This window comes from Alkalimarinus alittae, from assembly GCF_026016465.1.
GTDB classification, from domain to species: Bacteria; Pseudomonadota; Gammaproteobacteria; order Pseudomonadales; family Oleiphilaceae; genus Alkalimarinus; species Alkalimarinus alittae.
Genome location: NZ_CP100390.1, coordinates 563894 through 589444, shown reverse-complemented (window position 1 = coordinate 589444; position 25551 = coordinate 563894). Strand labels below are relative to the sequence as shown.

General features: G+C 43.3%; 16 protein-coding genes. 2 read left to right on the top strand and 14 right to left on the bottom strand.

The window, feature by feature from the left end; translation table 11 throughout:
• Positions 1–132: 132 nt before the first annotated feature.
• Complete coding sequence (locus NKI27_RS02540; RefSeq protein ID WP_265048132.1) at positions 133–1773, top strand: acyl-CoA synthetase; 1641 nt, start codon at positions 133–135, stop codon at positions 1771–1773.
• A gap of 66 nt (positions 1774–1839) precedes the next feature.
• Here NKI27_RS02540 and NKI27_RS02535 read toward each other — a convergent pair whose 3' ends face one another.
• The 14 genes from NKI27_RS02535 to uvrD all read right to left on the bottom strand — a co-directional run bounded on the left by NKI27_RS02535 (position 1840) and on the right by uvrD (position 22351).
• Positions 1840–2250: a DUF6691 family protein gene (locus NKI27_RS02535; RefSeq protein ID WP_265048131.1), complete on the bottom strand. Its 411-nt coding sequence runs from the start codon at positions 2248–2250 to the stop codon at positions 1840–1842.
• Between the two features lie 12 nt (positions 2251–2262).
• Positions 2263–2682, bottom strand: coding sequence for a YeeE/YedE family protein (locus NKI27_RS02530; protein WP_265048130.1), 420 nt, complete (start codon positions 2680–2682; stop codon positions 2263–2265).
• 148 nt (positions 2683–2830) lie between these two features.
• Positions 2831–3079 (bottom strand): ATP-binding protein, encoded by a 249-nt coding sequence (locus tag NKI27_RS02525; protein ID WP_320109444.1) that lies wholly within the window; start codon positions 3077–3079, stop codon positions 2831–2833.
• Positions 3080–3091: 12 nt separating this feature from the next.
• On the bottom strand, positions 3092–3805 hold the full coding sequence (locus NKI27_RS02520; RefSeq protein ID WP_265048129.1) for a transposase: 714 nt from the start codon (positions 3803–3805) through the stop codon (positions 3092–3094).
• 168 nt (positions 3806–3973) lie between these two features.
• The gene (locus NKI27_RS02515; protein ID WP_265048128.1) at positions 3974–4264 is read right to left on the bottom strand and encodes a hypothetical protein; all 291 of its coding nucleotides are present in this window, start codon (positions 4262–4264) and stop codon (positions 3974–3976) included.
• A 396-nt stretch (positions 4265–4660) separates the two neighbouring features.
• Positions 4661–5053, bottom strand: coding sequence for a hypothetical protein (locus NKI27_RS02510; protein WP_265048127.1), 393 nt, complete (start codon positions 5051–5053; stop codon positions 4661–4663).
• 22 nt (positions 5054–5075) lie between these two features.
• Positions 5076–5270: a hypothetical protein gene (locus tag NKI27_RS02505; protein ID WP_265048126.1), complete on the bottom strand. Its 195-nt coding sequence runs from the start codon at positions 5268–5270 to the stop codon at positions 5076–5078.
• On the bottom strand, positions 5270–10666 hold the full coding sequence (locus tag NKI27_RS02500; RefSeq protein WP_265048125.1) for a hemagglutinin repeat-containing protein: 5397 nt from the start codon (positions 10664–10666) through the stop codon (positions 5270–5272). The genes NKI27_RS02505 and NKI27_RS02500 overlap by 1 nt, the downstream gene beginning before the upstream one ends.
• On the bottom strand, positions 10585–14754 hold the full coding sequence (locus NKI27_RS02495) for a filamentous hemagglutinin N-terminal domain-containing protein (RefSeq protein ID WP_265048124.1): 4170 nt from the start codon (positions 14752–14754) through the stop codon (positions 10585–10587). Before NKI27_RS02495 ends, NKI27_RS02500 begins: the two co-directional genes overlap by 82 nt.
• Before the next feature lie 108 nt (positions 14755–14862).
• Positions 14863–16215 carry a ShlB/FhaC/HecB family hemolysin secretion/activation protein gene (locus tag NKI27_RS02490; RefSeq protein WP_265049460.1) on the bottom strand — a complete coding sequence of 451 codons (1353 nt, stop codon included), beginning with the start codon at positions 16213–16215 and terminating at the stop codon, positions 14863–14865.
• 12 nt (positions 16216–16227) lie between these two features.
• Positions 16228–16608: a hypothetical protein gene (locus tag NKI27_RS02485; protein WP_265048123.1), complete on the bottom strand. Its 381-nt coding sequence runs from the start codon at positions 16606–16608 to the stop codon at positions 16228–16230.
• Positions 16609–16885: 277 nt separating this feature from the next.
• A complete protein-coding gene (locus tag NKI27_RS02480; protein ID WP_265048122.1) occupies positions 16886–18715 on the bottom strand; it encodes a hypothetical protein in 1830 nt (609 codons plus the stop codon).
• A gap of 278 nt (positions 18716–18993) precedes the next feature.
• A complete protein-coding gene (locus NKI27_RS02475; RefSeq protein WP_265048121.1) occupies positions 18994–20103 on the bottom strand; it encodes a TRAP transporter substrate-binding protein in 1110 nt (369 codons plus the stop codon).
• A gap of 79 nt (positions 20104–20182) precedes the next feature.
• Positions 20183–22351 (bottom strand): DNA helicase II, encoded by a 2169-nt coding sequence (uvrD, locus tag NKI27_RS02470; protein WP_265048120.1) that lies wholly within the window; start codon positions 22349–22351, stop codon positions 20183–20185.
• A gap of 262 nt (positions 22352–22613) precedes the next feature.
• On the opposite strand from uvrD, the gene NKI27_RS02465 reads away from it, so the two are divergent.
• Positions 22614–25541 (top strand): GGDEF domain-containing phosphodiesterase, encoded by a 2928-nt coding sequence (locus NKI27_RS02465; protein ID WP_265048119.1) that lies wholly within the window; start codon positions 22614–22616, stop codon positions 25539–25541.
• Positions 25542–25551: the final 10 nt, after the last annotated feature.

Sequence of the window (25551 nt, the reverse complement as noted above, 5' to 3'; positions counted from 1 at the left end):
TATACTCGTAAACAATAAGACTAAATGATTAGAGAGCCATAACCGAAAAGGCAATATACTTTTTAAATACGTATCAAAATAAGAGTCAGCGAAATTTAACTTATTAGAAATGTGACGCCATCAGGTAAAAAAATGACCCAAAATAACAACATATTCGAACAGTCCCTTGATCAAAATGCTGCAAATTATGCGGCACTTAGCCCTATTTCTTTTTTAGAGCGATCTGCATTTGTTTACCCCCACAAAACAGCAACAGTAAATGGAAACATCCGCAAAAACTGGGCAGAGGTCTATGATCGATGCCGTCAATTAGCCAGTGCATTGAATAAACGCGGAATCACCAAGGGGCAAACTGTATCGATTATTGCGCCAAACATTAGCGAGCACTTTGAAGCTCACTTTGGCATCCCCATGAGTGGCGCGGTTCTTAACTCCATTAATACTCGACTTGATGCTGAGGCCATCTCGTTTATTCTCCAGCACGCTGAAACCAAAGTATTATTGGTCGATAGAGAGTTTTCTGAAGTCGCTGAAAAAGCACTAAAAATGGTACCTAATAAACCATTGATTATTGATATTGACGACCCTAACTATGTTGGTGGACACCTGATAGGCGAGTTAACCTATGATGCATTTCTTGAAGAAGGCGATGCGGACTACACTTGGTCAGTTCCCGATAACGAATGGGATGCCATTTCACTTAACTACACATCAGGTACCACTGGCGATCCAAAAGGGGTGGTATATCATTACCGCGGGGCATATCTTAATGCGGTAAGCAATGTGATGTCTTGGAATATGGTCAACCACCCGGTTTATCTCTGGACACTCCCCATGTTTCACTGCAATGGTTGGTGTTTTCCTTGGACTATTGCAGCGACATCAGGCACCAGTGTTAGCCTTCGCCAAGTGCGACCCGAGCTGATTTATGACCTAATAAAAACTGAGAAAGTGGGCTATTTCTGTGGTGCACCGATCGTTCTCAACATGCTTAATAGCGCCTCTCAAGAACTAAAAGCAGGTATTAACCATGAAGTTAAAGTAATGACTGCCGGCGCAGCACCACCCGCGGCAGTCATACAAGGCATGGAGGAAATGGGTTTTAAAGTTACGCATGTTTATGGCCTCACCGAAACCTACGGCCCATCAGTAGTCTGTGCATGGCACGATAAATGGGATGATGAGAACGAAGCGCAAAAAGCAAAACTAAAATCCCGACAAGGTGTTAGAGCACCAATGCTTGATGAACTAATGATCGCAGATCCCTCGACATTAATACCCGTACCCAAAGATGGAAAAAGCATCGGTGAAATTTTTATGCGAGGAAACCTCATAATGAAAGGCTATTTAAAGAATACCTCCACCACAAACGCTGCATTTAAAGGGGGCTGGTTCCACTCTGGCGATTTAGCAGTCTGGCATGAAGATGGCTACATTGAAATTAAAGACCGCTCAAAAGATGTCATTATTTCGGGGGGCGAAAATATCTCAAGCATCGAGATCGAAGATATTTTATATCGACACCCCAAAATACAAGAAGCAGCCGTGGTTGCTAAACATGATGACAAGTGGGGAGAAACCCCTTGTGCGTTTATCACCTTAGCACCCGATGCAGAGCTTACAGAGCAAGAGGTCATCAACTCTTGCAAAGACAACATGGCAAACTTTAAGGCACCTAAAACGGTGATATTCGGCGAATTGCCAAAAACATCCACCGGAAAAATCCAAAAATTTGTCTTACGTGAACAAGCGAATGATGCTGATCGCCTTTAGCGTTTGCTCCCGCTCATAACGACTAATGGTCGAAACTACTTCGGCCATTAGTCGTTATGAGCATCATTATTTATTGGCGACCTTATTAGCCAACCACATACCCGCTAACATGCTAGGCACAAATAAAAAGCTAGCTACGTTTAATGATGCCAAAGATGAAATCCCCGGCCCTGGGCAGTAGCCATAAAGTCCCCAACCTACACCGAAAATTGCAGCCCCCACGATTAAAGGCTTATCTAAATAGGTTTTGAGCGGCAAACTAAAACGCTCATTAAAAATAGGTTTTTGTCTACGCATAATAAGCCTAAATGCAGGCACAGTAACGATTAACGCACTCCCCATTACAAACATTAATGAGGGGTCCCATTCGCCAAAAAGATCCAAGAAACCAATCACTTTTTCAGGGTCCATCATTCCCGATACAAGTAAGCCAGCACCAAAAATAATACCTGCGATCAATGCAATAAAAATACTCATCTCCCCCTCCAACTACAAAGCATTAACGATAGCGACGGTCAGAATGCCCGCAGCCATAAACGTCACCGTGGCGACAATCGATCGAGAAGAAAACCGTCCAATGCCACAAATACCGTGGCCGCTAGTACAGCCAGAGCCCAACTGAGTACCAGCCCCAACCAATAATCCTGAGACGATAATAAGCCAAACATTATCACTCTGAGGAGCCGGAAACTCCCAACCCAACAAGAAATGAACCAACAATGGGCCAATAATTAGGCCAACAATAAACGCAGGCCGCCAGAGTCTACCCGGCTCAGCACTATCAAACTTAATGCTTTGCCATATAATGCCGCTTATCCCCGTCACTTTGCCTAACAAGCTCATCATAATAATCACAGAGAAGGCAATCATTACGCCACCTATCGTGGCATTTATAAAGTCAGGGTTCATACTACCCTCCAGGTTAAAAATTCAGAGAGAGATTAACATTTTTATGGGCGTTTCGTAGTAAATATTTGGCGAGTCAATAAGCGTTGAACTCACTAATGTCAACGGTAATTTAAAATTGACCCACCCTTAGCGGTTTTGTCGTTAAGTATCAAATCTTATTTTGAGTTGATACCGGCACTATGCCTGCGGCTTTCTTTGCCTTTAAACGATAACTCTCTCCTGATATTTGTTCGATGTGGGCATGATGTAAAAGTCGGTCTAGTAATGCAGCTGTCAGCGTTTGATCATCTGCAAACACTGTTGACCATTGCGAGAAGGGTAAATTGCTCGTCACAATCACACTGTCTTGTTCATAGCGTTTAGCAATGTCATTAAAAATAGATTGGCTTTTTCTCATATCTTAAAGGGGTCATATTAAAGGGGTCAAAGCCCTTTTTGTCTGCTTACTTGGACGGCCACGCCTATCTTGCCCTACTTTCTTTACCAATGTGTTTTCTATGATTTCCCTAAAGTAATCATTACCTAATGGAGTCCCTGTTAACCACGCGTCTGATATTTTTTTCATTGAGTCTTTACCTAAATGGCTCTTGAACAGTGCTTGATATGCTTTAGTACGACTTACCTTATCTACACCTAATAACTCATAAATTGAGTGACTATCAATTAGTTTTATATTTTGACCCCCCGTATTATGACAACAACTAGACCAGCGATAATGCGATGGCGACTCAACCATATTTGCCCTAACCGGGTTCAACTCTATATACACCATCACAGAAAGAAAGTAGGTATCCTCTTGAACTAAGCAGGCCTTATAACGTCCTTCCCAAATTGAACCGCTCTTACCATATTTATGATTGATATAAGGCACATAACGTCGCCCTATATATTGCATAAACAAGCTAACATCCTCGCCGAGCTTTGGTGTGACAAGTAGGTGTACATGGTTCGTCATTAAAACAAAAGCATGTATCGATAAACTGTATTTTTCCGCGGCCTTCTTTAGCCAGTACAAATAGGTTGAATAATCTTGATCTTCAAAGAAAACCGCTGAGCGTGAGTGTCCTCGATGCACTATATGCACAGGGACGTTTGGTAAGTAAAACCTAGGTTTACGTGGCATGAATTTCATCCTTGAAATTAAAATTGCTATACGTCTGCTAAATGTAACCTTGTACCCTCTCTAAATCAAACTTGCCTAAAAGGGCTTTGACCCCTTTAATCCCGAAATCGTTACGACCCTTTAACTTTTAAGTTAAATAATTAGCCCCTTGATGCGGGGCTAATTATTTTATATGGCGATCTTCTTCATTTCGGCACTAGAATAATATTCAACCTTTGAATCAGGTATTTCTGACCTCAGCATTATACAAATATCAAGACCCTCGCTATCTAAGCTGGCAACTTCTGACTCGTCTTCATACTGTGAATAATGCGCATCCTCGTAACAACTCAGCCAATATGTAATCTTATTTTTTAAATCGTCCGATATATTCAATTCTTCCAACTTCAGGTATCCACCCTCAACTGAATCTCGAATACCTGTACCTGAAAACATCCCATCTACTGTTAAATAAATCATAGTTAATTATTCGGCCTAAAGAAACGATGGTCTATTACCCCATCTTTTGTGACACCTATTTCGAAAACTCCCTCTTTAACTTGCTGACTTAGAGCACCAGTTTTCGGATCAGTAATTTAAGGGGTCAAAGCCCTTTTTTGCCTCTAGGATCAGTAATTTAAGGGGTCAAAGCCCTTTTTTGCCTCTAAATCAAACTTATCTATAAGGGCTTTGACCCCTTTAATTTTTGACCCCTTTAATTTGGAATGCCCACTGGACAAAGTCTAGATAATCTTGGCATGGTTGCTTCCTTGTAACCAAATTAGATTGTGGATTTGCTAGCTGTTCATAAAGGGTTAAATGTTACTCTGACCCCAATTATTTACAATTATTTATAGCGCGGGCTTTTACTAATTATCATTCCTTATCCATTAACGACCGGTAAGACTTAAATTGCTCTATTGCAGAAGGATCCTCTTCGACAAGCCTTTCATAGAACGACGAGTCGCTGGCCCATTTATCAAATACTAAAGAAGACTCCTGCACTGACAATCTCCAATGTGATGACAAACACCCATCCGTAGTTTTAAACAACTCAGCCGGATACGCTGTTGGGCTTTCATCATCCTCATCTAAACATAAGTAATACCACGGAGAGTTTTCCCTGAAGACAATGCCGTAAACACAGTACTCTTTATTTTTCTCGAAATTAAGCTGACCATCTGAAAGATGAATATATTTCTTAATTCGGTCAACTACAGAGCTGTCGTTCAGCTCCAAGATATTGTTGATTTCACATACAACTTTCATTCAACTACTTTCCTATAAAGGATCAATTCTTCTCATATCTATGGATATAGTCAGTACAGACTCTCCAATTACTAGCAGGCGCATTAAACCCCACATAGGGATTTTCAAACTTATCGTTATCACTTACATTAATCATCCGGCTACCAAAACTACAACCCGTTAAAAATGTGCAGACCAACATAGTTAAAAAGATGTCTTTTATCATCGAGTTCATCATTAAGGTTCTCCACATTTTGCATTGTAATACTCACTGCAGCCATATGTACTATGCGGTGAGTCCTTTCCGAACAGGTCAACAACCTCTAATAACTGTAATTTTTCATAATATGAATCTTTGACTTGCTCGTTTTCACCTTTGTTACCACCGATACCTTCGCCGACATAGTCCCCATCATGAGTGAACATTCCTTGATACTTAAAACCACTATCTTGTTCTACCATTTTTTTCATAACTTCAGTATTCACGGGCGAACCAAAACCAGCCCATGTAGGGATACCTTCTCCTTGTTTCTCAATACTAGTCTTACTTTCATCAATAAAATAACCCCTCGATTTAAACCCTCCCTCTTCATAATCGCCTTTGCTGTTAATGTAGTCTAACCCTACTCGATTTAAGATATTACCTTGGGAGTGGTTATTAAAATTAGAGCCCTCTTTGCCTCTGGCAGTGGTCACATCACGGATGAAACCACCGGTTTGCTTTGCTATTCCCGTCGTCCAAAAGCCAGAGTTATCTAGCCCAGACTCCAGCGCATCCGATAGAAAACCGTGCGTGGGATTGTAGTTTAATGTAAAGGCAACATCACCTACGACTTCATTGTCTTTGTTCGTTTTACTAGTCTGTTGCATAGCGTTAATAATAGCGAGCCCCTCATCGTTCATCATACCGTTAGTAGCATTCTGATAGGTCGCATTCTCTGCATTAATTCGTACGTCAACTTTGGTAATGTAATAGTTTTTACCTTCAAGTAGTTTTTGTTTATCTTTGGGGAGTTTTAGATAGAGTTCACTGTCTTCAATTGACTGAAAATCATCTTCACGCCCTTTCATGTATTTTGAGCCATCGGTGACAACTTGAATTTGTTTATTATTGATATCACCTTGCCCAATGAGTATTGGCAACTCTGCAAGCAACCCTCCCGTATTTTCGGTTAGGAGGTTTAGGGCGTAGTAAAGTCCGTTGCCCTCATCATTTTCTATTCTAGCTACTTTAACAAAATCACTACCTGTTTCTTGAGTCAATTCTCCGGTCTTATCAAAGTCATTAGCAATGCTTTCATGCCCTTCCTCACTAAACAACCGATGATCAACCGTCACACTCGCATTCAGCCCTCCAATTTCAATATCCTGAGTAACCTCCTGCGCGTTGCTAATATCTCGATTCAGGCCTGCAATATCAGTTTGGGTTTCTCCCCCAGCAGTGATCTTTCCATTACCAACCGTCGCGTAAGTAGTCTGGTTTTTTTCATGCCCGTTATAATGCCCACCGATGGTCGTTTGGCCGGTTTGTGGGCCGGCGCTATCATTGGCGGGTTTGTCTGTATTAGAAGCTTGACCATCAATATTGACACTGACACTGAGGTTAAACCCTTCTGATTTTGCAGTATCGGTGTCATATAGATGATTAGCGGTTAGGGTGTCGGTATTGAGTGTCAGGTTGCCTTGATCGACCCATTGACCCTGTTCATCGTATGTCGCATTGGCGATAAGAGCGCCGGTTAGTGTGGTATCTTTGGCGCTGATAACAACCGATTCGCTGCCGATGATTTGAGTTTGGTCATCGACCCAACGTCGTTCGCTTTCGCTGTCAGACTTTTCTAGGCCTGCATTAATAGAGGTTAAGCCGCTACTACCAAACCCTGCACCGGCATTCGCGCCTCTGGTTTGACTGTTGCTGCGGTCGTAGTTTTGTAGGCTTTCTACCACTAACGTGTCGGTGGCTATATTGATATGGTCTGCCTGTAGCGCTGCGCCTGAAACGGTTAATGTGTCGCTGTGACTGCTTAGATTGGTGGCGACAATTTGGCTATTTCGATAATGCAGGCTTTCGCTGTCTGCGTCGCTATTTTTGAACCCTGCTTGTATATTTCCGCTTAGGCCTTTGGCGCCATAACTCACGCTAATGCTTTGGTTATCTGAGTGAGTTTCGCTTTTGCTTGATGCGGTGCTCTCTCCGGCATTGATGAGGATGTTTTGACTGCTGAGGTCTGCATTGCCGCCAACCCATAGGTCTGACCCCGTCAATGCGAGCTGTTGACCACTCGAGAGGGCTGCATTTCCGCCTGCGATCACCTGGCTGCCATTCCACTCACCGGTTTGGGTTTGTGTAGCGGTTTCTGTTTTTTCTCGTACGGCACTTCCGCTAACATAAAAGCCTGCGGTTGCGGTGGTGCCTGCTGCGGTTGCGCCACTTAAACCTAACGCGATGACGGCCTGACCTAAGTTAGCCGTGGCTGCCGCGAGATTTATTTCATAGTATTTGATGTCTTTTTCTCTTAGCTTGCCGTCTTTAACTTTTTGTTTGGCTTCGCTTAGTGATTTTCGGGCTGTTGACACCCCTTTTTCGGCCTCAGCCACGGCATCAACCGCGAAGCCAACATCAACATAGGCGTTTCGAACAGCGGCGGTAATGGTTTGCGTTTCTTTGCTGTATTTATCGGTAACCGCGTGTTGATTTTGCTTGCCTGTCACCGTGAGATTGTCACCGGCGTTGATATCAAGGTCTTGCTCAGTTGTGATTTGAGATGCGGTAATATCGACATTTCTATCTGCATTCAGGCTGATATTGCCTGCACTGAGTTGGCTTCCCTTCCAAGTGGTGGTGCTAACTAATTGGCTTTCTTTTTCTTTTGCGATCTCAATACCGCCTAGCGATACTTCATCTTTCTTTAACGCCATGCCCAGGCTTTTTATAGACTCTGTCGTTGATGATTGATAGTGCTCACGGGTGTCGGCCACGGCATCAATTTGAATGTCGCCTGAGTTTACGATTAGGTTTTCAGTGACATTGACCTCTGCTCCGGCAAGGCGAGTAAGCCCTTCACTTTCAATAGATAGATTCTCGGCCGCGATGTATGAGCCGTTTTGGATCGTCTGCTGGGTTCTTAATTCTTGGCTACTCGCAACCTCCATTGCAGGTGCATCAACCACGCCCCCCATCATCGCAGCAAAGCCAATAGATGCCACCTTAATAAGCTCTTTAACCGGCCCTTTAAAGCCTTTACTTTTTTCGTGCCATTGCTCATTAGTGAGTTCGATGGTATCTACAATAACGTTCTCTGCTCCGGTGGTAGCGATACTCGCTTGAGATGCTTTTGTAAGGGCGCTGCCCCCGATGATCATATCGCCTTCTGCCTGCAACTCAGAACCTAATAGGTGTATGTTCCCTACGGTGTTTACAGTTAAATCGCCACCACTATTAATGCTCGATGAAATGGCGTTTTGTTGTTGATACCCGTGAGACTCATTACTGTACTTTACGGCGTTTTCTTTTTTCTCCTGATAGGCGTAGTTTTCTTGGTCAACAGCCGCGATCAGCTTAATATTCTCAGCAGCATCGATAGTTACATTACCCACTGCCTGAACCGTTGAGCCATAAGCTAGAAGGTTTTGACCGCTACTCAGTGTTAAGTCAGCACCCGAAATAAGCGCAGTGCTTTGATGATTAACCGCACTAGACTCTGATGACGTGCGTTTATCTGAGCTACCATAACTGCCTTTTCGGCTGTAGCTAAATGACTCATCTCGGGTATTCGCTACGGCCAGTAAATTGATATTGTCAGCCGCATTTACAACTAAGTTATTTGCCGCATTTACAGACGCACCTTGTAGCAGAATATTACCACCAGAGGCGACCGTTAAATCGCCTCCACTTTGCAGTTCGCTAGTTAAATGATCTCGACGATCTAAGGTTTGATAGTGAGACCCTCCACCGAATTGGTAACCGGTAACCTGCTCTTGAGATTCAACCCGTACTTCCTCACCGGCGCTGAGTGTTAATGCGTCCCCTGCAGTGATCAATCCGGCTTTGTCAGTGATATTCTTACCTGCAGTCAACTCAAGTGTCTGCTCTGCACTCAAGCTTGCACGCGCGCCTTGGTGACTAAACGCTAGCTCTTTAATACTGCCTACGTTTTCAATCAGTGTTTCGTTAATAATGCTATCGCCAGCAGCAAGGCTTAATGTCTTACCCTCTATACGCGCACTCAAATTACTGATATTTTTTGCCGCATCTACCTGTAACAAATTACCCGCCACTAAGGTGCCTTGGCGATTAGTAATGCTACCTGTAACACTTGAGACTGACAGCGTGTCTAAGGCTTCAATTACACCTGTATTAACTACATCTGAGTTACCTAAAATCGCGACATTTTTACCGGCAATGAGAGCACCATCTTCTGCTTTTAGCTCTCGATTAGACGAAAGGTAGACCACCGGAACAAGCACTTTTACACCATCTACAATGCGTGTTTCCATCCAGATCATACTGCGAGTGAGTCGATTAACCTGGTCTTTACTCAGTGCAACGCCGACACTGAGGTCTAGGTCTTCCGTTGTTTGAACGGCGTTATCCATTAACTGTTCAAACATCTCTGCACCGGCCAGCCCATCTAGATAACGGCTTCCCGTTTGAGCCTGTAGACTATTTTCGATTAATGTTTGCTCGTAGAAGCCGTCGCCTATTCGACGCAGATATTCATCACCACTCCAGTCCAGACGGTCAAGCAAATAGTCAGAACTGGTAAAGTTGTTGTAGTTGGTAAGTAAAGGGTTAGTCTCTATCAAGTAAGGGTGATCTGGGTTTGTATTAATGGTAAACAAACCATGACTGCCCGGCAGCTTAAACCCTGGAATCAACAATGGATCTAGCACCATTAAGCTATTTCCGGTAACCGTAGAAATCACAACAGTATTCAGAACCGTTCCCAACCCTGCAACACTGCCGGCAGTGTAAAGCGGAGAAAGCGTGTCTGTTTGTGTGGAAGCGCTCGGTGCATCGATTGAACCACCAAGGTTACTAGCAGTCGGAGCCGTTAGTGTCACAGTTCCGCTGCCCTTGACACTATTTTGGTGAGAGGAAACTGTCGTGACCGCGACTGATCGAGTATTTTTGGTAACCGTTCCGTTATTGATCACACTAGAAAAATGTAAGGCGACATTACCAAGAGATTCAATAATTGAAGCGGCAATGGATACAGTACCCACAGTGTTAACGATTACTGCGGCTGATGTTCTACGGTAATTTTTATGGCTTTTCCACTTTTTAGGCCTTTTCTTTATCCACCATGCCGCTTCAGTCACTGTTTTAATATATTCTGCGCCAGTCCCTTCATGGTTATTAAAGGTAGAGCCTGATAATTGAATACTTCCTTTTGCGCCGATGTAACTCACATCGTTGACGAAGGTGTCTGCATGGGCATTTAAAGACCCACCAGAAACAACCATCGCCATTTGTTGATTAATCGCGGTGGGTGTCTCGCGTGTAATCGTTGTTTTAGTGTTTCTCACCCCCTCATCGATATGCCCGATGGTCACATTGAACGCATTCTTCCCATGTGAGTAAACTGGCGCCTCAATGACGATATTTGAAGGACCCGCCTCGTAACTACCCACATTAAAAAAGACTTTGTATTAAATCTTAGATTGCCTTCAGATTGAATCAAACCATGATTGTTAGTGATTTCATGCGACTTATTTAATGCTGAATCTTTTGCCAGAGTCATATCACCGAAAGTAAAAATATCACCCCGGTCATTATATAAACTATTGCTATATATATTCAGACTGCTTTGCCCGAATAGTAACCCTGTATTGTAGAGTGAGCCCACATTAAGCTCGGTAGTTAGCCCACCAAAGTCACCATAGTTATCGAATTTATTGGCTACAACAGGCAATGCTTGATTTGAACTCACTCGGTTATAGTTAGAAAAATTATTACTTATCGCGATATTACCCTGAGACGCACCAGCCAAAATGCCAGAATTACCTACCGTCATATCACGTGCAATTAGCTCATAATTTCTACCTGTGTTTATCTCACCATTCAAGACTAAATGCCCTGCAGCACGCAACGTCAGTTGACCTGCAGTATTCCATAACTGCCCTGCGGCAATGTTAATTTCGTTATGACTAGATACATCGATATACCCAGCATCTATTTGGCCTTGATAGTTGAAATGATCAGCTAAAATACTCAACTGGTTATTTGCCAATATCTGGCCATTTTGGTTTTTTAACGTCGCGAGGTTCGAGATAGATAAGCTAGAAACCGCCTGAACCATGCCTGATAATGTGTTGTCTAGCAGGCGATTGCCCAGTGAGAAAATAAGGCTTATAGAGCCTCCAGCGGCTACCTCACCCTTCTGGTTATTTATTTCTGAGGCGTTTATCGTAAGGTCAGAAACAGACGATACTAGGCCTGACCGATTATCAAGCACGCCCTTCTGGTTCAGCGTTAACATACCATTACTTTTTATTGCGCCGCTGTTATTGTTAGTACCCGCATTGATGCTCGCCATGCCTATGCCATGGTGTGAAATACTTCCTCCCACCGTATTATTAAGCTGAGTCGATTCAATTACCCAGTTGTTTGCATTACTAGCAAGAGAACCTTCTCTATTATCAATTTGGTTAATATCTAGCTTCTGATCAGACGAAGAGAGTGATAACAACGACCCTTTGCGGTTATCCAGTGAAGTAGCATTAACGTCTAACGTCGTGGCAGACTCGATTTTTCCGAGTTGATTTTGGATACCTGCAGCACTTAACCTCTGCGCTTGTTGTGAGGATATTTTACCGCGGTTGTTATTGATAATTGACGCGGTTATATCAAGCAAACCGCCTGATTCAAATAACCCTGAGTTATTCTGAACATCACCCGTTGTAACCAATAGCTGCAGATTTTTAACTGCTGTTATCTGGCCATCATTATTGTTTACACGCCTGTCTTCAGTGATATCAAGCAGGCCGTTGCTACTAATAATACCGTTCTGGTTATTTAATTCAGAACCTCTAATAACCGTACTCTGATCACCAAAGTGGGTTATTTTTCCGCCTGCAGAGTTGTCTAAGTAAGAGACGTCTAAGGTTAAGTGTTTAGCATTCGTTTCAAACTCACCATTTCGGTTATCTAATGTTGTTAATGTCACCTCCTGATCGGCATCTGATAGAACCAATACAGAGCCATTTTGATTTTCTAACTTGTCAGCCGTCAGCTGAAGGGTGCTGCCTGTTTGTAGTTGACCAAATGCATTGATAATCGTATTTGCAACAAGGTTGACCCCGTTGCCGCCGACGAGTACACCTTGGCTGTTATCTAAAACATTACCGATATATGACAACACCGTGCCTGCTTGAAGCTCACCTGCATCATTGGTGAGTGTTGCCGTCTTAAGGGTTAGCGCTTTTTGGCCCACCAACAACCCATTGTCATTCATCAGATGATCTGAGCTTAGCGATATAGATTGGTTGGATGTCATTTCACCGTATTGGTTAATCACATTTTGAGCAATAACATTCAGCGATAGCTCCGCCTCAACCTTGCCATCGCTGTTGTTCACGTCGCCTGATGCAACCGATAACGCTATGCTCTTGATAGCTGATATATCGCCTTTGCTATTATCAATCAGATGACGCTCATTGATATCTATCTGGCCGTTGCTTTGAATATCTCCCAACTGATTGTTAAGGGTATCGCCTAAGAACTGGAGAGTCTGATCCCCATAGTGGCTGATTTTCCCGCCTTCAGAGTTGTCGATACGCTCAACATTGAGCGTTAGGTTACTTGCATTAGTCTCAATAAGACCGCCACGATTATCTAACGTTTTAAGGTTAAGTCGCAGGTCTTCCCCTGCCAACACTAGCAGTTCACCATCGCTGTTTTTTAGATGGTTACTCACTACGCCGAGTATTGCTTCGCTTTGTATTTTTCCTGACTCATTGCTAATGCTATCGGCATTCAGAAAAACCCCCTTTGCAGACCTCATCGAACCGCGACGGTTATCAATTAAGTTACCGGTCACTGAAAGCAGTTCATTGCTTTGAATCGTTCCATCTAAGTTAGTCGTGTCTAAAGCGCTTATATCAACAGCGCCTACACCGACTATTTCCCCTGATGTATTGTTGAGGGTATTTGCGTCAACCGATAGATTTTTTAGACTGTGGATTTTTCCAGCGTCATTTACAATAGTCGCCACATCAATAGAGATACCTTTTTCACCTAAAAGAGTGCCTTGAGTATTATCTAATTGATCTCCATTTAGCTTAACAATTGACTCGCTAATTAATCGCCCATTTTGATTGGTAATGTCTACTGCATCGACCTGTAAGTCACCACGACTCACTACCGTGCCATCGCTATTATCATAATCAGCGGTATTGATCGAAAGTTGCTTTGTGGCCGACAAGGTTCCGCTATTTCGCACAAGGGAATCAGCAATGATGCTTACGTCTCCGTTACCCACTTGAGCGACAGAACCCTCATTTTCAAGCTGCTGTGCTATCACGCTAATATCTTGCGCAACAACGGAGCCATTATTCAGCATTGCACTGGTTTTAATATCTAACTTGCCCTCACCTCTCTGCAACCCAGCATCATCATAGCCTGCCGAAAGCGATCCACTATTTTCAATGATTAACCGATTGCTCGACACAGTCACGGTATCTTGAGCGCCAACTGCGCCGTCGATTTTGATGTCATTCCCTGCGGCTAACGATATTTTTTGCTCGCTAAAATGATCACCTACTAACTCAATACTGCCTGACGTTGAGGTAAGCAATGAGGCGCTCTCAGAGTGAGTGTTTTTGAGTTTTATATCGCCTTCGGCTGTGAGTATTAAGCCTCCCTTAGCTGCCCCTATAACGCCCTCACTATTAACGCCGACCCCTTTCTCCGTTCCAACCATAAAGATACGGTTGGCGTACATTCCACCTAGAGCAGAAACATCCAGTGAAAGTGAAGGCGTGTCTCCTACCCCTTCAATGGTTGTTGTAGAAAGGTCGCTATAATCAACACGATTAGTGCCTGTGATTGCATTGATTTGTTGCCCATGAATGTCTGCATTAACTTCAATGGCGCGAGCTAAAAGATCTAGCTGATTAATATTTGAAGCATTAAGACCCCGCCCATTAACCTGAAGTACGCCTTGGTTTATGCGAATATTATTAACCGCACCTGCACTATCTAATTCAACGGTGCCTGTGGTTAGTACGCCTCGGTTGGTATTGATAAAGCCACAACCATTACAGGTGATGCCCCCTGGGTTTGCGATAATGACATCTGCTTGCTGACCTGCCACTTCGGCATAGCCATTAAGCGCTGACGGCAAACCACCATTAATCTGGTTGACGATTATTCTGGCCCCATTGCTGGTCGCCAAGTTCGAATTACCTTCTATGTAGCCACTCAACTGAGTTTTTATAATTTGTTGGCTATTGTTGAGAATCAACCCGTTATTATTAATATTGAATTGGTTGTATTTATTCAAAGAAACGCCTGATGCTGAGGGCGCCGTAATCTGAACAATGGGCACGCCATTACCTGCCGCATCGATGGTAGGCTGATGAGCCGATGATGCGTTGGCATCGACCGTCAACCCACCGGCCAATGCAAGTGAGCTGTAAAGGGGGGAGAAAACCAATTGGAATATGAGTAAAAGGCTAACCGTTTGACGGGTGCGGCTATTACGATAAGCGTGTTGCATAGTGTACTTCCTTCCTTGGTTTTACAGCCCTATCTCTTTTAGATCAGGGCACTATTTTATCCATACTTACGGCACACGCGATTAAATGCATGTACGTTATTCAACTAATTAAAGCGTGTTATAAGCGAGTTTTAATCCGAATTCAGGGCTGTCTGGCTCACCTATCAGGCTTGACGACGAAGCAATCGTTCTGCCCACCATTAGCTCTAGCGAAAAGCCGTACCCCTGAGCAATAAACGCAAGCTCTGTGGCGGTTGCGTTACCATAATTAAAAGGCTGCAATGAGCTATGAGGCACCCACCCCTTCATCAATGAAACACGACTTCCCAGAACAACAGCAGATGTGTCGGAGCGAAAGAAGTAAGGGCTATTGACGTCAAAACGAAGCCACCCCCCAGTGTTCCCTGTAAGGTTAAGAGGTCCATAACCTGTTATTTGAGATGAACTTGCGACCAATAACTTCTCAGACGAAGGTAATATATCGTCTGTATGTTGGTACTGTCCTGATGCGCCCAGCCGCCAAGCTCCTAGCAGTTCAGAGTGCAGAGGCTTAGAAACGCTAGTAAGAAAACCGTACTTAACAAATTGCGCCTTATCAGGATAAATATTCTGACCGTCATCATCTGCGCCTAAAATATCTAAGCCTGCATCAATACTCAGATTAAAAAAAGCGGTCATATCTTTCCAAAGATATTGTTTATGTTTTGTCTCTAAACGAAAAATTGAAAGGCGACGACTAGACACATCAATACGAGTGTCTTCTATGAAGTTATTAATGTCTTTTGTCGTCAAACTACTCGCCACGTCTAATTTAATACTGCGAGTTCTATAAAGCGTATGGTTTGCTTCCAAACTAAAAACAGTATTGTCACCAGACACTTCAAAAACCTGATTCGCGCCGTTAACAATATTCTCGTATTCAAAACGGTTGCCACTCATTGAGAACAGGCTGTAGTGCCAGGGGAATGAATAGTCAAAACCCAAGCCTTTTGATAGTGAGCGGCTCGATTCAGCTAATGATTGGTTATAGTTAACAATCAGTTGATCATTAATGCCGATGAGATCATCAGCAAAAAAATCTGCGCGAGCACGATAGTCATCACCTTGTTGAATGCTCGTTCCATCAACACCTAGCCGAGCATAAAAGCGGTCATTCTTAATGTTATTTACCTGAATAATAGACTGACCTGGCAAATCACCCGGAATCAATTTAATCGTTGACTGGTTAGAGCCAAGTCGATTAATTTGGTCTAAGCCTTGCTCTATATCACGAAGATTCAGTAACTCATCTGACTCAACAGGAAAAGCCCAAGATAGGTTTCTAGAGGTGAGCGTATTTGATTCAATTGCTTGAACTTTGCCAACAATCACTCGAATAAGCAGTTCACCTTTTTTTAACGACTGCTCAGGTAAAAATGCGCGAGTGGTAACCAACCCGTGGTCTAAAAAATATTGATTGATCTGGCTTACAATTTATGACATTTCTGCCAAGTACAAACACCGACCAACAAACGCTTGAGCCATTTCAGTTATGTCAATAAGTGTACTTTTTGGCAGGCCACTTAGCCCGGCAAACAATACCGTTTCAATAACAAAACACTGCCCGTCAGCGGACTTAATCAAGGGTTCTTTTATACGAGGGGATAGCTGTTTAAAATCATTATCAAGCTCACGCTGTCGCTTTTCTTGCTGTAGCGTTTCCTGCTCTTTTTTAATATCCAACTGCTGCTTTTGGATAGTTTGGCCAATACCTTGAAGGGTTTGGGCGGGAGCAACGGTAGGAAGCAAAGATGCCAGTAGAAATGCAGATAAAATTAAGAAATAGGTCCTACGACCCGTTAGAAATACGTCCATGTCTACTACCTTAAAAACAACAAATTACCGAAGAAAGATATCAGCTGCTAATGAGCTAGAGTCTCAGTTCGTCAATTAATTTCAGGATTCTAACAGCCGCGTTAACGCGACTAAGCCAGCATCGATTTATACTTTTTCCATAAAATAAAACAGCAATCGAGTCTGACACTTTTCAAGCGGGTGAATTATACACAAATAATTGATCAGTTTGTGTAAATAACACTCAAACTGATCAATTTAAAATCATTACGACCCCTTTAGTTGTCTAACCCAAATACTAAAGATTAAACTGATCCAAAATATTGTCCATCGCGACTGAGTTAAATTCATAACCCGTCCACTCGGTAACCGCGCCTATTGGTGTGAATTCGCCTGCTCTGAGGTATCCATCTATCACAGTGAAAAATACTTCTGTTTGTCCGAAATCATACCAACCGTCTAACTTCTTCATTTTGGCGGGAATTTGAATAGCGACAATAGTAATGCCCGGTGATGCGTCTCTTATTTCCCACGTTGAGTTAATAGAAGACGATGAGCTGTTGTTAAGGCTTATTTTTGCAGTGCCGCGCTGGCTGCCGGCATTCTCTCGATTTAGAGTGACCGCATATTTACTGGCGTGAATTTCTTTATCATTAGTATTAGAGAAAAGCGCTTCAAGTGTCAGTAATTCTTCTCGCGGATCACCTGAGGTTACGTTATTACAGTTGGTTGTTTCATCTATCCATGGGATGGTTGTTCCAACACATGAGTCGAAGTCATTATCCAAGCTGACTTGATAAATATCGGCACTAGCCATGACTGAGGATAAGTAAGCTTTAGCTCCTGAACCAAAAGCAGCATTAGAGCCGGCGACTTCTCTAACAATATCTTCTGATATGTTGAGGTTTTTACTACTGGCTAAAAAAGGAACAATTTTTTTATCGGTAATATCCAGTTGGATATATGAGATGACTTCTAGAGGCATAAGTGCGACTTGGTTAGATGCAACCTCGGTTTGCTTTGAGCCAGTCTTTTTAGCGTCATGATAAGCCCACTCACCATCAACCAAGATGTCAGAACGGTCCCAGTGATAGTTAGTTGTTGGTACTGGTGACCACGCACCCGACTGATAAGCCTTTTGAGTGTGCTCCCAGTCATACGTCAGGTCGTCATTGACGCTGAGCGTGATGGTATCGTTCTCATAGGTACAGTCTTTATCACAGTCATACTTATCGATACTAGATAATCCACCCTCCTTTTCAAAAACATTCTTTATGTCAAAGTTTGTGGTTGCCGCGTTAACTTCAGTTTCTTTTTCCAATCGGTTTTTAATGTTAGTGGTATTCAATTCAACGTCTAAAGCAGCCAGTTCGACTTCAGTAAAGGCGCTATTATCCACTTTAGCTGCTGCAATCGCCTTAATGCTCACCAACTGAGAGAATACATGCTGTACCAGTAAATTATGAACAGCCACTGACTGCTCATCAGCATCCAAACCGTCACGCTGAACCGCTTCATTAAATGATTGATGATTTTGCCCCAAAATATAAGCGGCTATTTGTGCGATTTTATGAAGCTGTTGATAAGGTGCTTCATTAGCGGCCTTTATATAATCTTTAAACAAACTAATGTCTGGGCGATCAAAAACCATGTTTTGCTTCACTACCTGTTCGGCGTCACTTTCGGTCGTTTTTAACATGTCCATAGTAGTGTGAACTAAGGTAGAAAGAGGGCTGACGAATGCATATTTACCGGGAGGGCTTGTTAATACATAGCTTTTGCCTACGGCACTACCCGTGTCTTCATCAATGGTCGTGGCGCTAACTTCGACCACCACGCCATGCTTTTCGGCATCTTCAGCATTAACATTTAGCAGCGTATATTGGCCATTATTACCCGAAGTAGCGGTTGGTTCGCCTTGATCACAAAGCTTATTATCGTTCATATCAAGACAAACAGTGGCACCATAAAGGTAGCCGTCAGCGACCGCTCCTGAAATAGAAGCGTCTGATTTGTCTGAGCTTTTTGCAGTCGATGGGGAAGCACTTCCGCCTGAGCCGCCACCACAACCGGTCACTGCTAGACTTAAAATAGAGGAAATTAGAATAGTTTTTGCGTTTACATCCATGTTGGTTCACCATTTACAGCTTAAAAACAGTTGGGCATGAACCTTTCTAATATCGCATCCATGCCTTAGAAATATAAAAGATTTGATGTTTTCAGAGTCATCAAACTTATGGCGCGCACTATACGCTAAATCGTTTTTTAAAACCCGAACAAAATGTCATATTTTGCAACATCTCAGAATATGACTACAATTTTTTTGAAGTCTCGAAGATGCTTTTGAATGCGGTAGAATGAAAAACGGGCCATTAAAGGCCCGTTAATTTTGTTATCAAATCATCTCTATCGAGCGTTTATATATGCCTTCTCTGACACCTCATGATACTGAATAACACTGTCGCGGAATTCCTTGTATGAGTCATACACTTTTGCAATGGCAGGGTCACTATCAGCTATTTCTTTAACGACACTTTCAGAAACCACCTGTAACTTCTCCAATACGTCCTTAGGGAACTTACGAATTTCAACATTGTGCTTAGTTATAAGATCCACCAGAGCTGAGTTGTTGCGGGCAGTATATTCGTCAAGCATATCCTGGTTAGCCACTCGAGCGGCATTTTCAACAATCGCTTGCAAGTCAGCAGGCAGCTTTTCAAACGCTTTTTTGTTGACCGTTATTTCTAACCCTGTGCCTGGCTCATGCCAGCCGGGGAAGTAATAGTATTTAGCGGCTTTGTGGAGTCCAAAGGCTAAATCGTTGTAAGGCCCGACCCATTCAGTTGCATCAATTGTACCGGTTTGTAGTGCCGTAAAAATCTCACCACCAGGCAAGTTAACCGGTGTTCCGCCTGCTCTTTCCAGCACTTCGCCACCTAAGCCTGGAATACGCATTTTCAAACCTTTAAGGTCTTCTAAAGAGTTTATCTCTTTATTAAACCAACCGCCCATTTGCACACCTGTGTTACCACCTGCAAACGGTATAACGCCAAACGGCTCATAAGTTTCACGCCACAGTTCAAGCCCTCCACCGTAGTGAATCCAGCTATTAAACTCTTGAGCATTTAGACCAAACGGGACAGTTGAGAAAAACTGAGCAGCAGGAATTTTGCCTTTCCAATAGTAAGCGGCACTGTGCCCAACTTCTGCAGTGCCTTGGGATACCGCATCAAACACCTCCAATGCAGGCACCAACTCACCACCACCATATACTTTGATCGTTAAACGACCGTTACTCATGCGATCGACTTCTTTTGCAAAACGTTCAGGCGCTTCACCTAACCCTGGAAAATTCTTAGGCCAAGAGGTTACTAGCTTCCACTTAAACGTTTCCTGTGCGTGTGCTGCTTTGGTGTTTTCATGGCTATCGACTGCTTTATCAGAGGGTGTACAAGCCGCCAAAGCCGCCCCCATCACACCTACGCCTATCACTGAAATAAAATGTCGTCTTTTCATGCTTACTCCTATTATTATTTATTATTGTTCCTAATGAATTTTTTCTACCTTAAACCCGTTTAAACCTTACCGCCTACACTTATAACGCTTCCAGTTTGGCATACGATAATACCAACCACTTACTCCCTTCGCTAAGGAAATTCACTTGAATTCTGGCATGAGGACCTTGGCCTTCGTAGTTTAGAACAGTGCCTTCACCAAAGATGGGGTGGCTCACCAGCTGTCCTAACTGGAATGCGGCTTCACTTGATGCCGCAGTCGCCCAACTTTCTTCGTTGGCGCGTTGAAAACTAACGGGTCGTGTGACAGTATTTTTTAATCGCACTTCTTGAATTAAGGAGGCGGGTATTTCTCGGATAAACGGCGATATTGCATGAAACTTTTCTTGGCCGTATAGCCGTCTAGTTTCGGCATGCGTCATCACTAGCTTTTGCATGGCTCGGGTAATGCCCACATAACATAGTCGGCGCTCTTCTTCTATTCGTCCGGGTTCTTCGGCTGATCGACTATGCGGGAACAAGCCCTCTTCCATTCCGACCATAAATACCAATGGATATTCGAGTCCTTTAGCCGAGTGTAGCGTCATCATTTGTACGCTATCTTCATGTTCTTCAGCCTGATTTTCACCTGCATCTAATGCGGCTTGTGCAATAAACGCTGATAACGGCTCCATCTCTTCATCTTCTGCTTCAAAATCACGCGTCGCGTTGATTAGTTCATTCAAGTTCTCGACTCGAGCCTGGCCTTTCTCACCTTTCTCGCTGCCATGAAACTCTTTTAACAGGCTTTCATTTATAACGTTTTCGACCAATGTGTGCAGCGGTAAATCTGTCGCGCCTTCAGCCAAGCCTTCAATTACGTCTATAAATTTTTGTATCGCGTTAGCAGCCCGCCCTTTCAAACTACCCAGTTCGATCATTTCATTGCACGCCTGCCATAATGTGACAGACTGCATTCGAGCATGTTCGCGAATATCTGAAATCGTTTTGTTGCCGATACCTCTTGGGGGGACGTTAATCACTCGCTCTACGGCAGCATCATCATGGCGATAATGAACCAGCCGGATATAGGCAAGGGCATTTCTGATTTCCATGCGATCATAAAACCTAAGCCCGCCGTAGACTCGATACGGGACTTGCTGCCGTATAAAGGCATCTTCAATAACTCGCGACTGTGCATTCGAGCGATAAAGTATCGCCACATCAGAACGAAGATTACCCTTTTTCACCCAGTCATGAATGCAGTCTGCCACATAGTTTGCTTCATCTTGCTCATTAAATGCTGAGTATAAATCTATGGGCTCGCCTTCGTTTTCTTCGGTCCATAACTGCTTACCTAATCGACTTCCATTGTTGGCGATAAGGCCGTTCGCGGCATCAAGGATGGTACTGGTCGAGCGGTAGTTTCGTTCAAGTTTTACTTGCATCGAGTCTACAAAGTCATTTTGAAAGTGTTGAATATTCTCTATTTTTGCGCCTCGCCACCCGTAGATTGACTGGTCATCATCCCCTACCACTGTCAATGGAATACGGTTACCCGCGAGTACTCTTAACCACGCATACTGGATGGTATTGGTATCTTGAAACTCGTCAACCAGTATATGCCTGAATCTGTCTTGATAATGCGCAAGCAGTTGAGGGTTATTAAGCCAAACCTCATGTGAACGAAGTAATAATTCTCCGAAGTCGACCATACCTGATCGCTGGCACTGTTCTTCATAGCCTTTATAGACCATTGCCATAGTGCGCATATAAAGGTCGCTTGAGGTTTCTATATATTCGGCGCGAATACCTTCATCTTTTTGGGAATTAATAAATGATTGAGCCTGTCGTGGAGGCCACTTTGTTTCATCTAACTGATGATCTCTCATGACTCGTTTGATTACTCTGAGCTGATCATCAGAGTCAATAATTTGAAAATTCTCAGGTAAGTTAGCATCTCGCCAATGGGCTCTTAGTAATCGATGAGCGATACCGTGAAAAGTACCAAACCAAAGCCCTCTTGGTGGCAGGTCTAATAGCTTTTCGATTCGCCCCCGCATCTCTTTGGCCGCCTTGTTAGTAAACGTAACCGCCATAATACTGGTCGGTGTTAGGCGCTCGATTTCCATTAGCCATGCAATACGATGTACTAATACGCGCGTTTTTCCGCTTCCCGCTCCCGCTAAAACCAACAGATTTCGCGTAGGGGCTGCTACAGCCTGTCGCTGCTCATCATTAAGGGAGTCAAGAATATGGGAAACATCCATTCAGTTAACCTGTCAAAAAAAGTAAAATCTAGAGAATAGTGTATTATCATAACAACATATCAATAAGTTATGAGTAACTAATCACAGTTTATTAACACATATCAAGCAGTATATAGGTCAAGAAGTTAGAATGCTGCGTAACACGACTGACAACCTTCAGTAGTGTTCATCTAACTTATAGTTTTATCCCAAACTTATAGCATTATCCCAAACGCAGTCGTTAACATCGATAGCATTCGGTTAAAAAGGGAATTATAACAAGATGGCAGGGCCAACTGAGCGCCACTCCTCACCAGAACTACGTTTAATGGCAGAATTTTCTGCACCTAAACGTTCAGCTATTTTGCTGCACCAAATTAAAGCAAGCTATCATGAGAGCCTGCCGCTGTTTATCGCCTCCATTTGCTGTGCAATTTTAGTCACACTTTTTCTCTGGGATGAACAGGTTTCGCACACGCTACTGCTTGGCTGGCTAGCGTCCACCTGTTTAGTTTCACTACTTCAGATCGGCATCCATACTCGTTTCAAAACACGATCAAAACAAACATTTTCATACGATTCATGGCATAACTTGCTGCTGATAGGCTCGCTGCTTAACGGTGCGCACTGGGGTTTTGCTGCTCTAACGATGCTGCCTGAAAATGTAGGCGTGACACAGCTTATTGCGTTATCCTCAGTTGCAGCATTGATGGTTTTTGCCACAACGGCATTTACGATGAATATAAAAGCATTTTTATGTTTCGCCCTTCCCCCGTTTCTGAGCCTAACAATACATACCCTGTTATCGTTTGACCGCTATGGCTTCGCATTTATTTTTGTCGTTATCATGTTCGCAGGCTTTGTTACATACAGCGCATATCGCCATTATAAAAACCGAGAACGCATGCTGATTAAAGAGCTCGAAAATGATGCTTTGATTAACTACCTTGATAATGGTCGCAGAGTTGCCGAAGAGCTTAATGAGCAACTAACCAATGAAATTATTAGTCGTGAAGAGGCCGAACGCCAACTCCTGTCATCACAAAAAACACTTGAGTTAAACGTCCAACAAAGAACCCAAGACCTCACACTCACCAATGAGCGCCTTAATCAGCAGGTCGCCTTACGAAAAAGCATTAGTGATGCCCTCGTTAAAAGCCAAACACGTCTATCTCAAGCCATTGAAGCCTCTCAACTTGGTCTTTGGGACTGGGACCTTACATCTGGCACGGTCTATCAATCTGCCTTTCATGAAGCCTTTAAACAGCGAGAACTCAGCTCTGTCGACTTTATTGGCAATCTAAAAAAAGTCATTCACCCACAAGACTACCCTAGCGCTAAACAAGCGCTGAGCGAATACCTAAAGCGCGAAAGCGATTCCTACCAAGTTCAATATCGCATCAAACAAGGGGATAACTGGCTATGGGTAGAAGAGAGCGGGAAAGCGGTAAAATTTGATAATAGCGGGGACCCCATCAGAATGCTGGGAACTCGTCGTAATATCAACGCAGAGAAGAAACGAGATGAGCAAGTCAGACTGGCAAAATCAGTTTTCGATCATACCTCAGAAGGCGTATTTGTTCTTGATGCTAACTTTTGCTTTATCTCAGTTAACGCAGCATTTTGCGAAATTACCGGCTATTCAAAGCAAGACTTAGAAGGCCGCTACTTTATTGACTTAAGTAGCACCCCGAAGAAATTCAAAGTGTTTAATCAGGCAAAAGACGAGATAAGTCATACAGGCCAATGGCAAGCGGAGATATTCGAAAAGCGCAAAGACGGTAACTACTTCCCTGCATGGATTCAAATCAATAGCATTACCAATGGCTATGACGAAGTCGAATATTATGCGGGCCTGCTATCCGACATCTCTGCCCGTAAAGACGCCGATGAAAAACTAACATACTTGCTTAATTATGATGACCTTACAGGGCTCGCCAACCGTTCCTTATTTAAAGATCGTCTTCATAACGCCATCACTAAAGCGCGAAAAGCCGGAAAGAAATACTGTTTAATCATGGTGGATATTGATCGATTTAAACAGATTAATGACAGTCTCGGGCATGAGATCGGCGACTACCTGTTAAAGGAGGTGTCTCAACGAATATCTAACGCCATTAGAAATGCTGACACTATCGCACGCTTATCGAGTGACGAGTTCGCTATTTTAATTGAGTACGACACCAAAGAAGACGTGCACGAAAAAGCAAAAGATATACTAAAATCACTTTCGGCTCCTTTTTTCGTAGATGTAAACGAGTTATTAATATCCTGCAGCATAGGCATATCGAAACTACCAAAAGATTCACTAGAACTACAGCCACTAATGCAGCAGGCGGCAATGGCAACACAGCAAGCCAAGTACCTCGGCGGGAATAACATTCAGTTTTATAATGTCGCGCTTCAAAATCAAACTCAATACCATATGGAAATTGAGGGCGACTTACGCAAAGCGATGCAAAATCACGAACTAGAAGTGTTTTTCCAGCCAAAGGTTAATGTACACACAAAGCGTATCGAGTCTGCTGAAGCTCTTGTTCGCTGGAGACACCCTTCTAGAGGCCTTATTTCTCCTTCTGAGTTTATCCATATTGCCGAAGACAGTGGCCTCATTGCAGAGATCGGCAAGTTTGTCTTACTCAAGTCATGCCAACAAGCTAAAAAATGGGCTGATGACGATATAGCAACCATTACTGTGTCAGTAAACGTATCGGCACATCAACTACGCCACGAGAACCTCCCTCAAGCCGTTGGTGATGTGTTGAAAAGAACCAAACTTCCAGAAAACCAACTAGAGTTAGAGCTCACCGAAAGCGCGCTGATGGAAAACCTGAGTGCAGCAACCGCCCTTTTGACAAAGTTATGCGCCCTAGGTGTGAGTATCTCTCTTGATGACTTTGGTACAGGGTACTCGTCCCTTAGCCACTTAAAACTGTTCCCTGTTGATGCACTAAAAATAGATAGAAGCTTTATTCGAGACATCACGTCGAAACAGGAAGATGAAGCCATTGTTAATGCCATTATCGTGTTAGGTCATAGCCTCAACCTAAAAGTCATTGCCGAAGGGGTTGAGAACATTAAACAACTAGAGCTTCTTGAGCGACTAGGTTGTGATGAGATCCAAGGCTACTTCATCGCAAAACCTCTTTCAGCAGCTGATATGACCCACATGCTTAAACAGCAAACTGAGTTTACCTCGCTCGATTTATAAGCCTTTTATG

Coding starts and splice junctions, on each gene's coding strand:
- NKI27_RS02540 (WP_265048132.1), top strand. CDS start 133: ATGACCCAAAATAACAACATATTCGAACAGTCCCTTGATCAAAATGCT.
- NKI27_RS02535 (WP_265048131.1), bottom strand. CDS start 2,250: ATGAGTATTTTTATTGCATTGATCGCAGGTATTATTTTTGGTGCTGGC.
- NKI27_RS02530 (WP_265048130.1), bottom strand. CDS start 2,682: ATGAACCCTGACTTTATAAATGCCACGATAGGTGGCGTAATGATTGCC.
- NKI27_RS02525 (WP_320109444.1), bottom strand. CDS start 3,079: ATGAGAAAAAGCCAATCTATTTTTAATGACATTGCTAAACGCTATGAA.
- NKI27_RS02520 (WP_265048129.1), bottom strand. CDS start 3,805: ATGCCACGTAAACCTAGGTTTTACTTACCAAACGTCCCTGTGCATATA.
- NKI27_RS02515 (WP_265048128.1), bottom strand. CDS start 4,264: ATGATTTATTTAACAGTAGATGGGATGTTTTCAGGTACAGGTATTCGA.
- NKI27_RS02510 (WP_265048127.1), bottom strand. CDS start 5,053: ATGAAAGTTGTATGTGAAATCAACAATATCTTGGAGCTGAACGACAGC.
- NKI27_RS02505 (WP_265048126.1), bottom strand. CDS start 5,270: ATGATGAACTCGATGATAAAAGACATCTTTTTAACTATGTTGGTCTGC.
- NKI27_RS02495 (WP_265048124.1), bottom strand. CDS start 14,754: ATGCAACACGCTTATCGTAATAGCCGCACCCGTCAAACGGTTAGCCTT.
- NKI27_RS02485 (WP_265048123.1), bottom strand. CDS start 16,608: ATGGACGTATTTCTAACGGGTCGTAGGACCTATTTCTTAATTTTATCT.
- NKI27_RS02480 (WP_265048122.1), bottom strand. CDS start 18,715: ATGGATGTAAACGCAAAAACTATTCTAATTTCCTCTATTTTAAGTCTA.
- NKI27_RS02475 (WP_265048121.1), bottom strand. CDS start 20,103: ATGAAAAGACGACATTTTATTTCAGTGATAGGCGTAGGTGTGATGGGG.
- uvrD (WP_265048120.1), bottom strand. CDS start 22,351: ATGGATGTTTCCCATATTCTTGACTCCCTTAATGATGAGCAGCGACAG.
- NKI27_RS02465 (WP_265048119.1), top strand. CDS start 22,614: ATGGCAGGGCCAACTGAGCGCCACTCCTCACCAGAACTACGTTTAATG.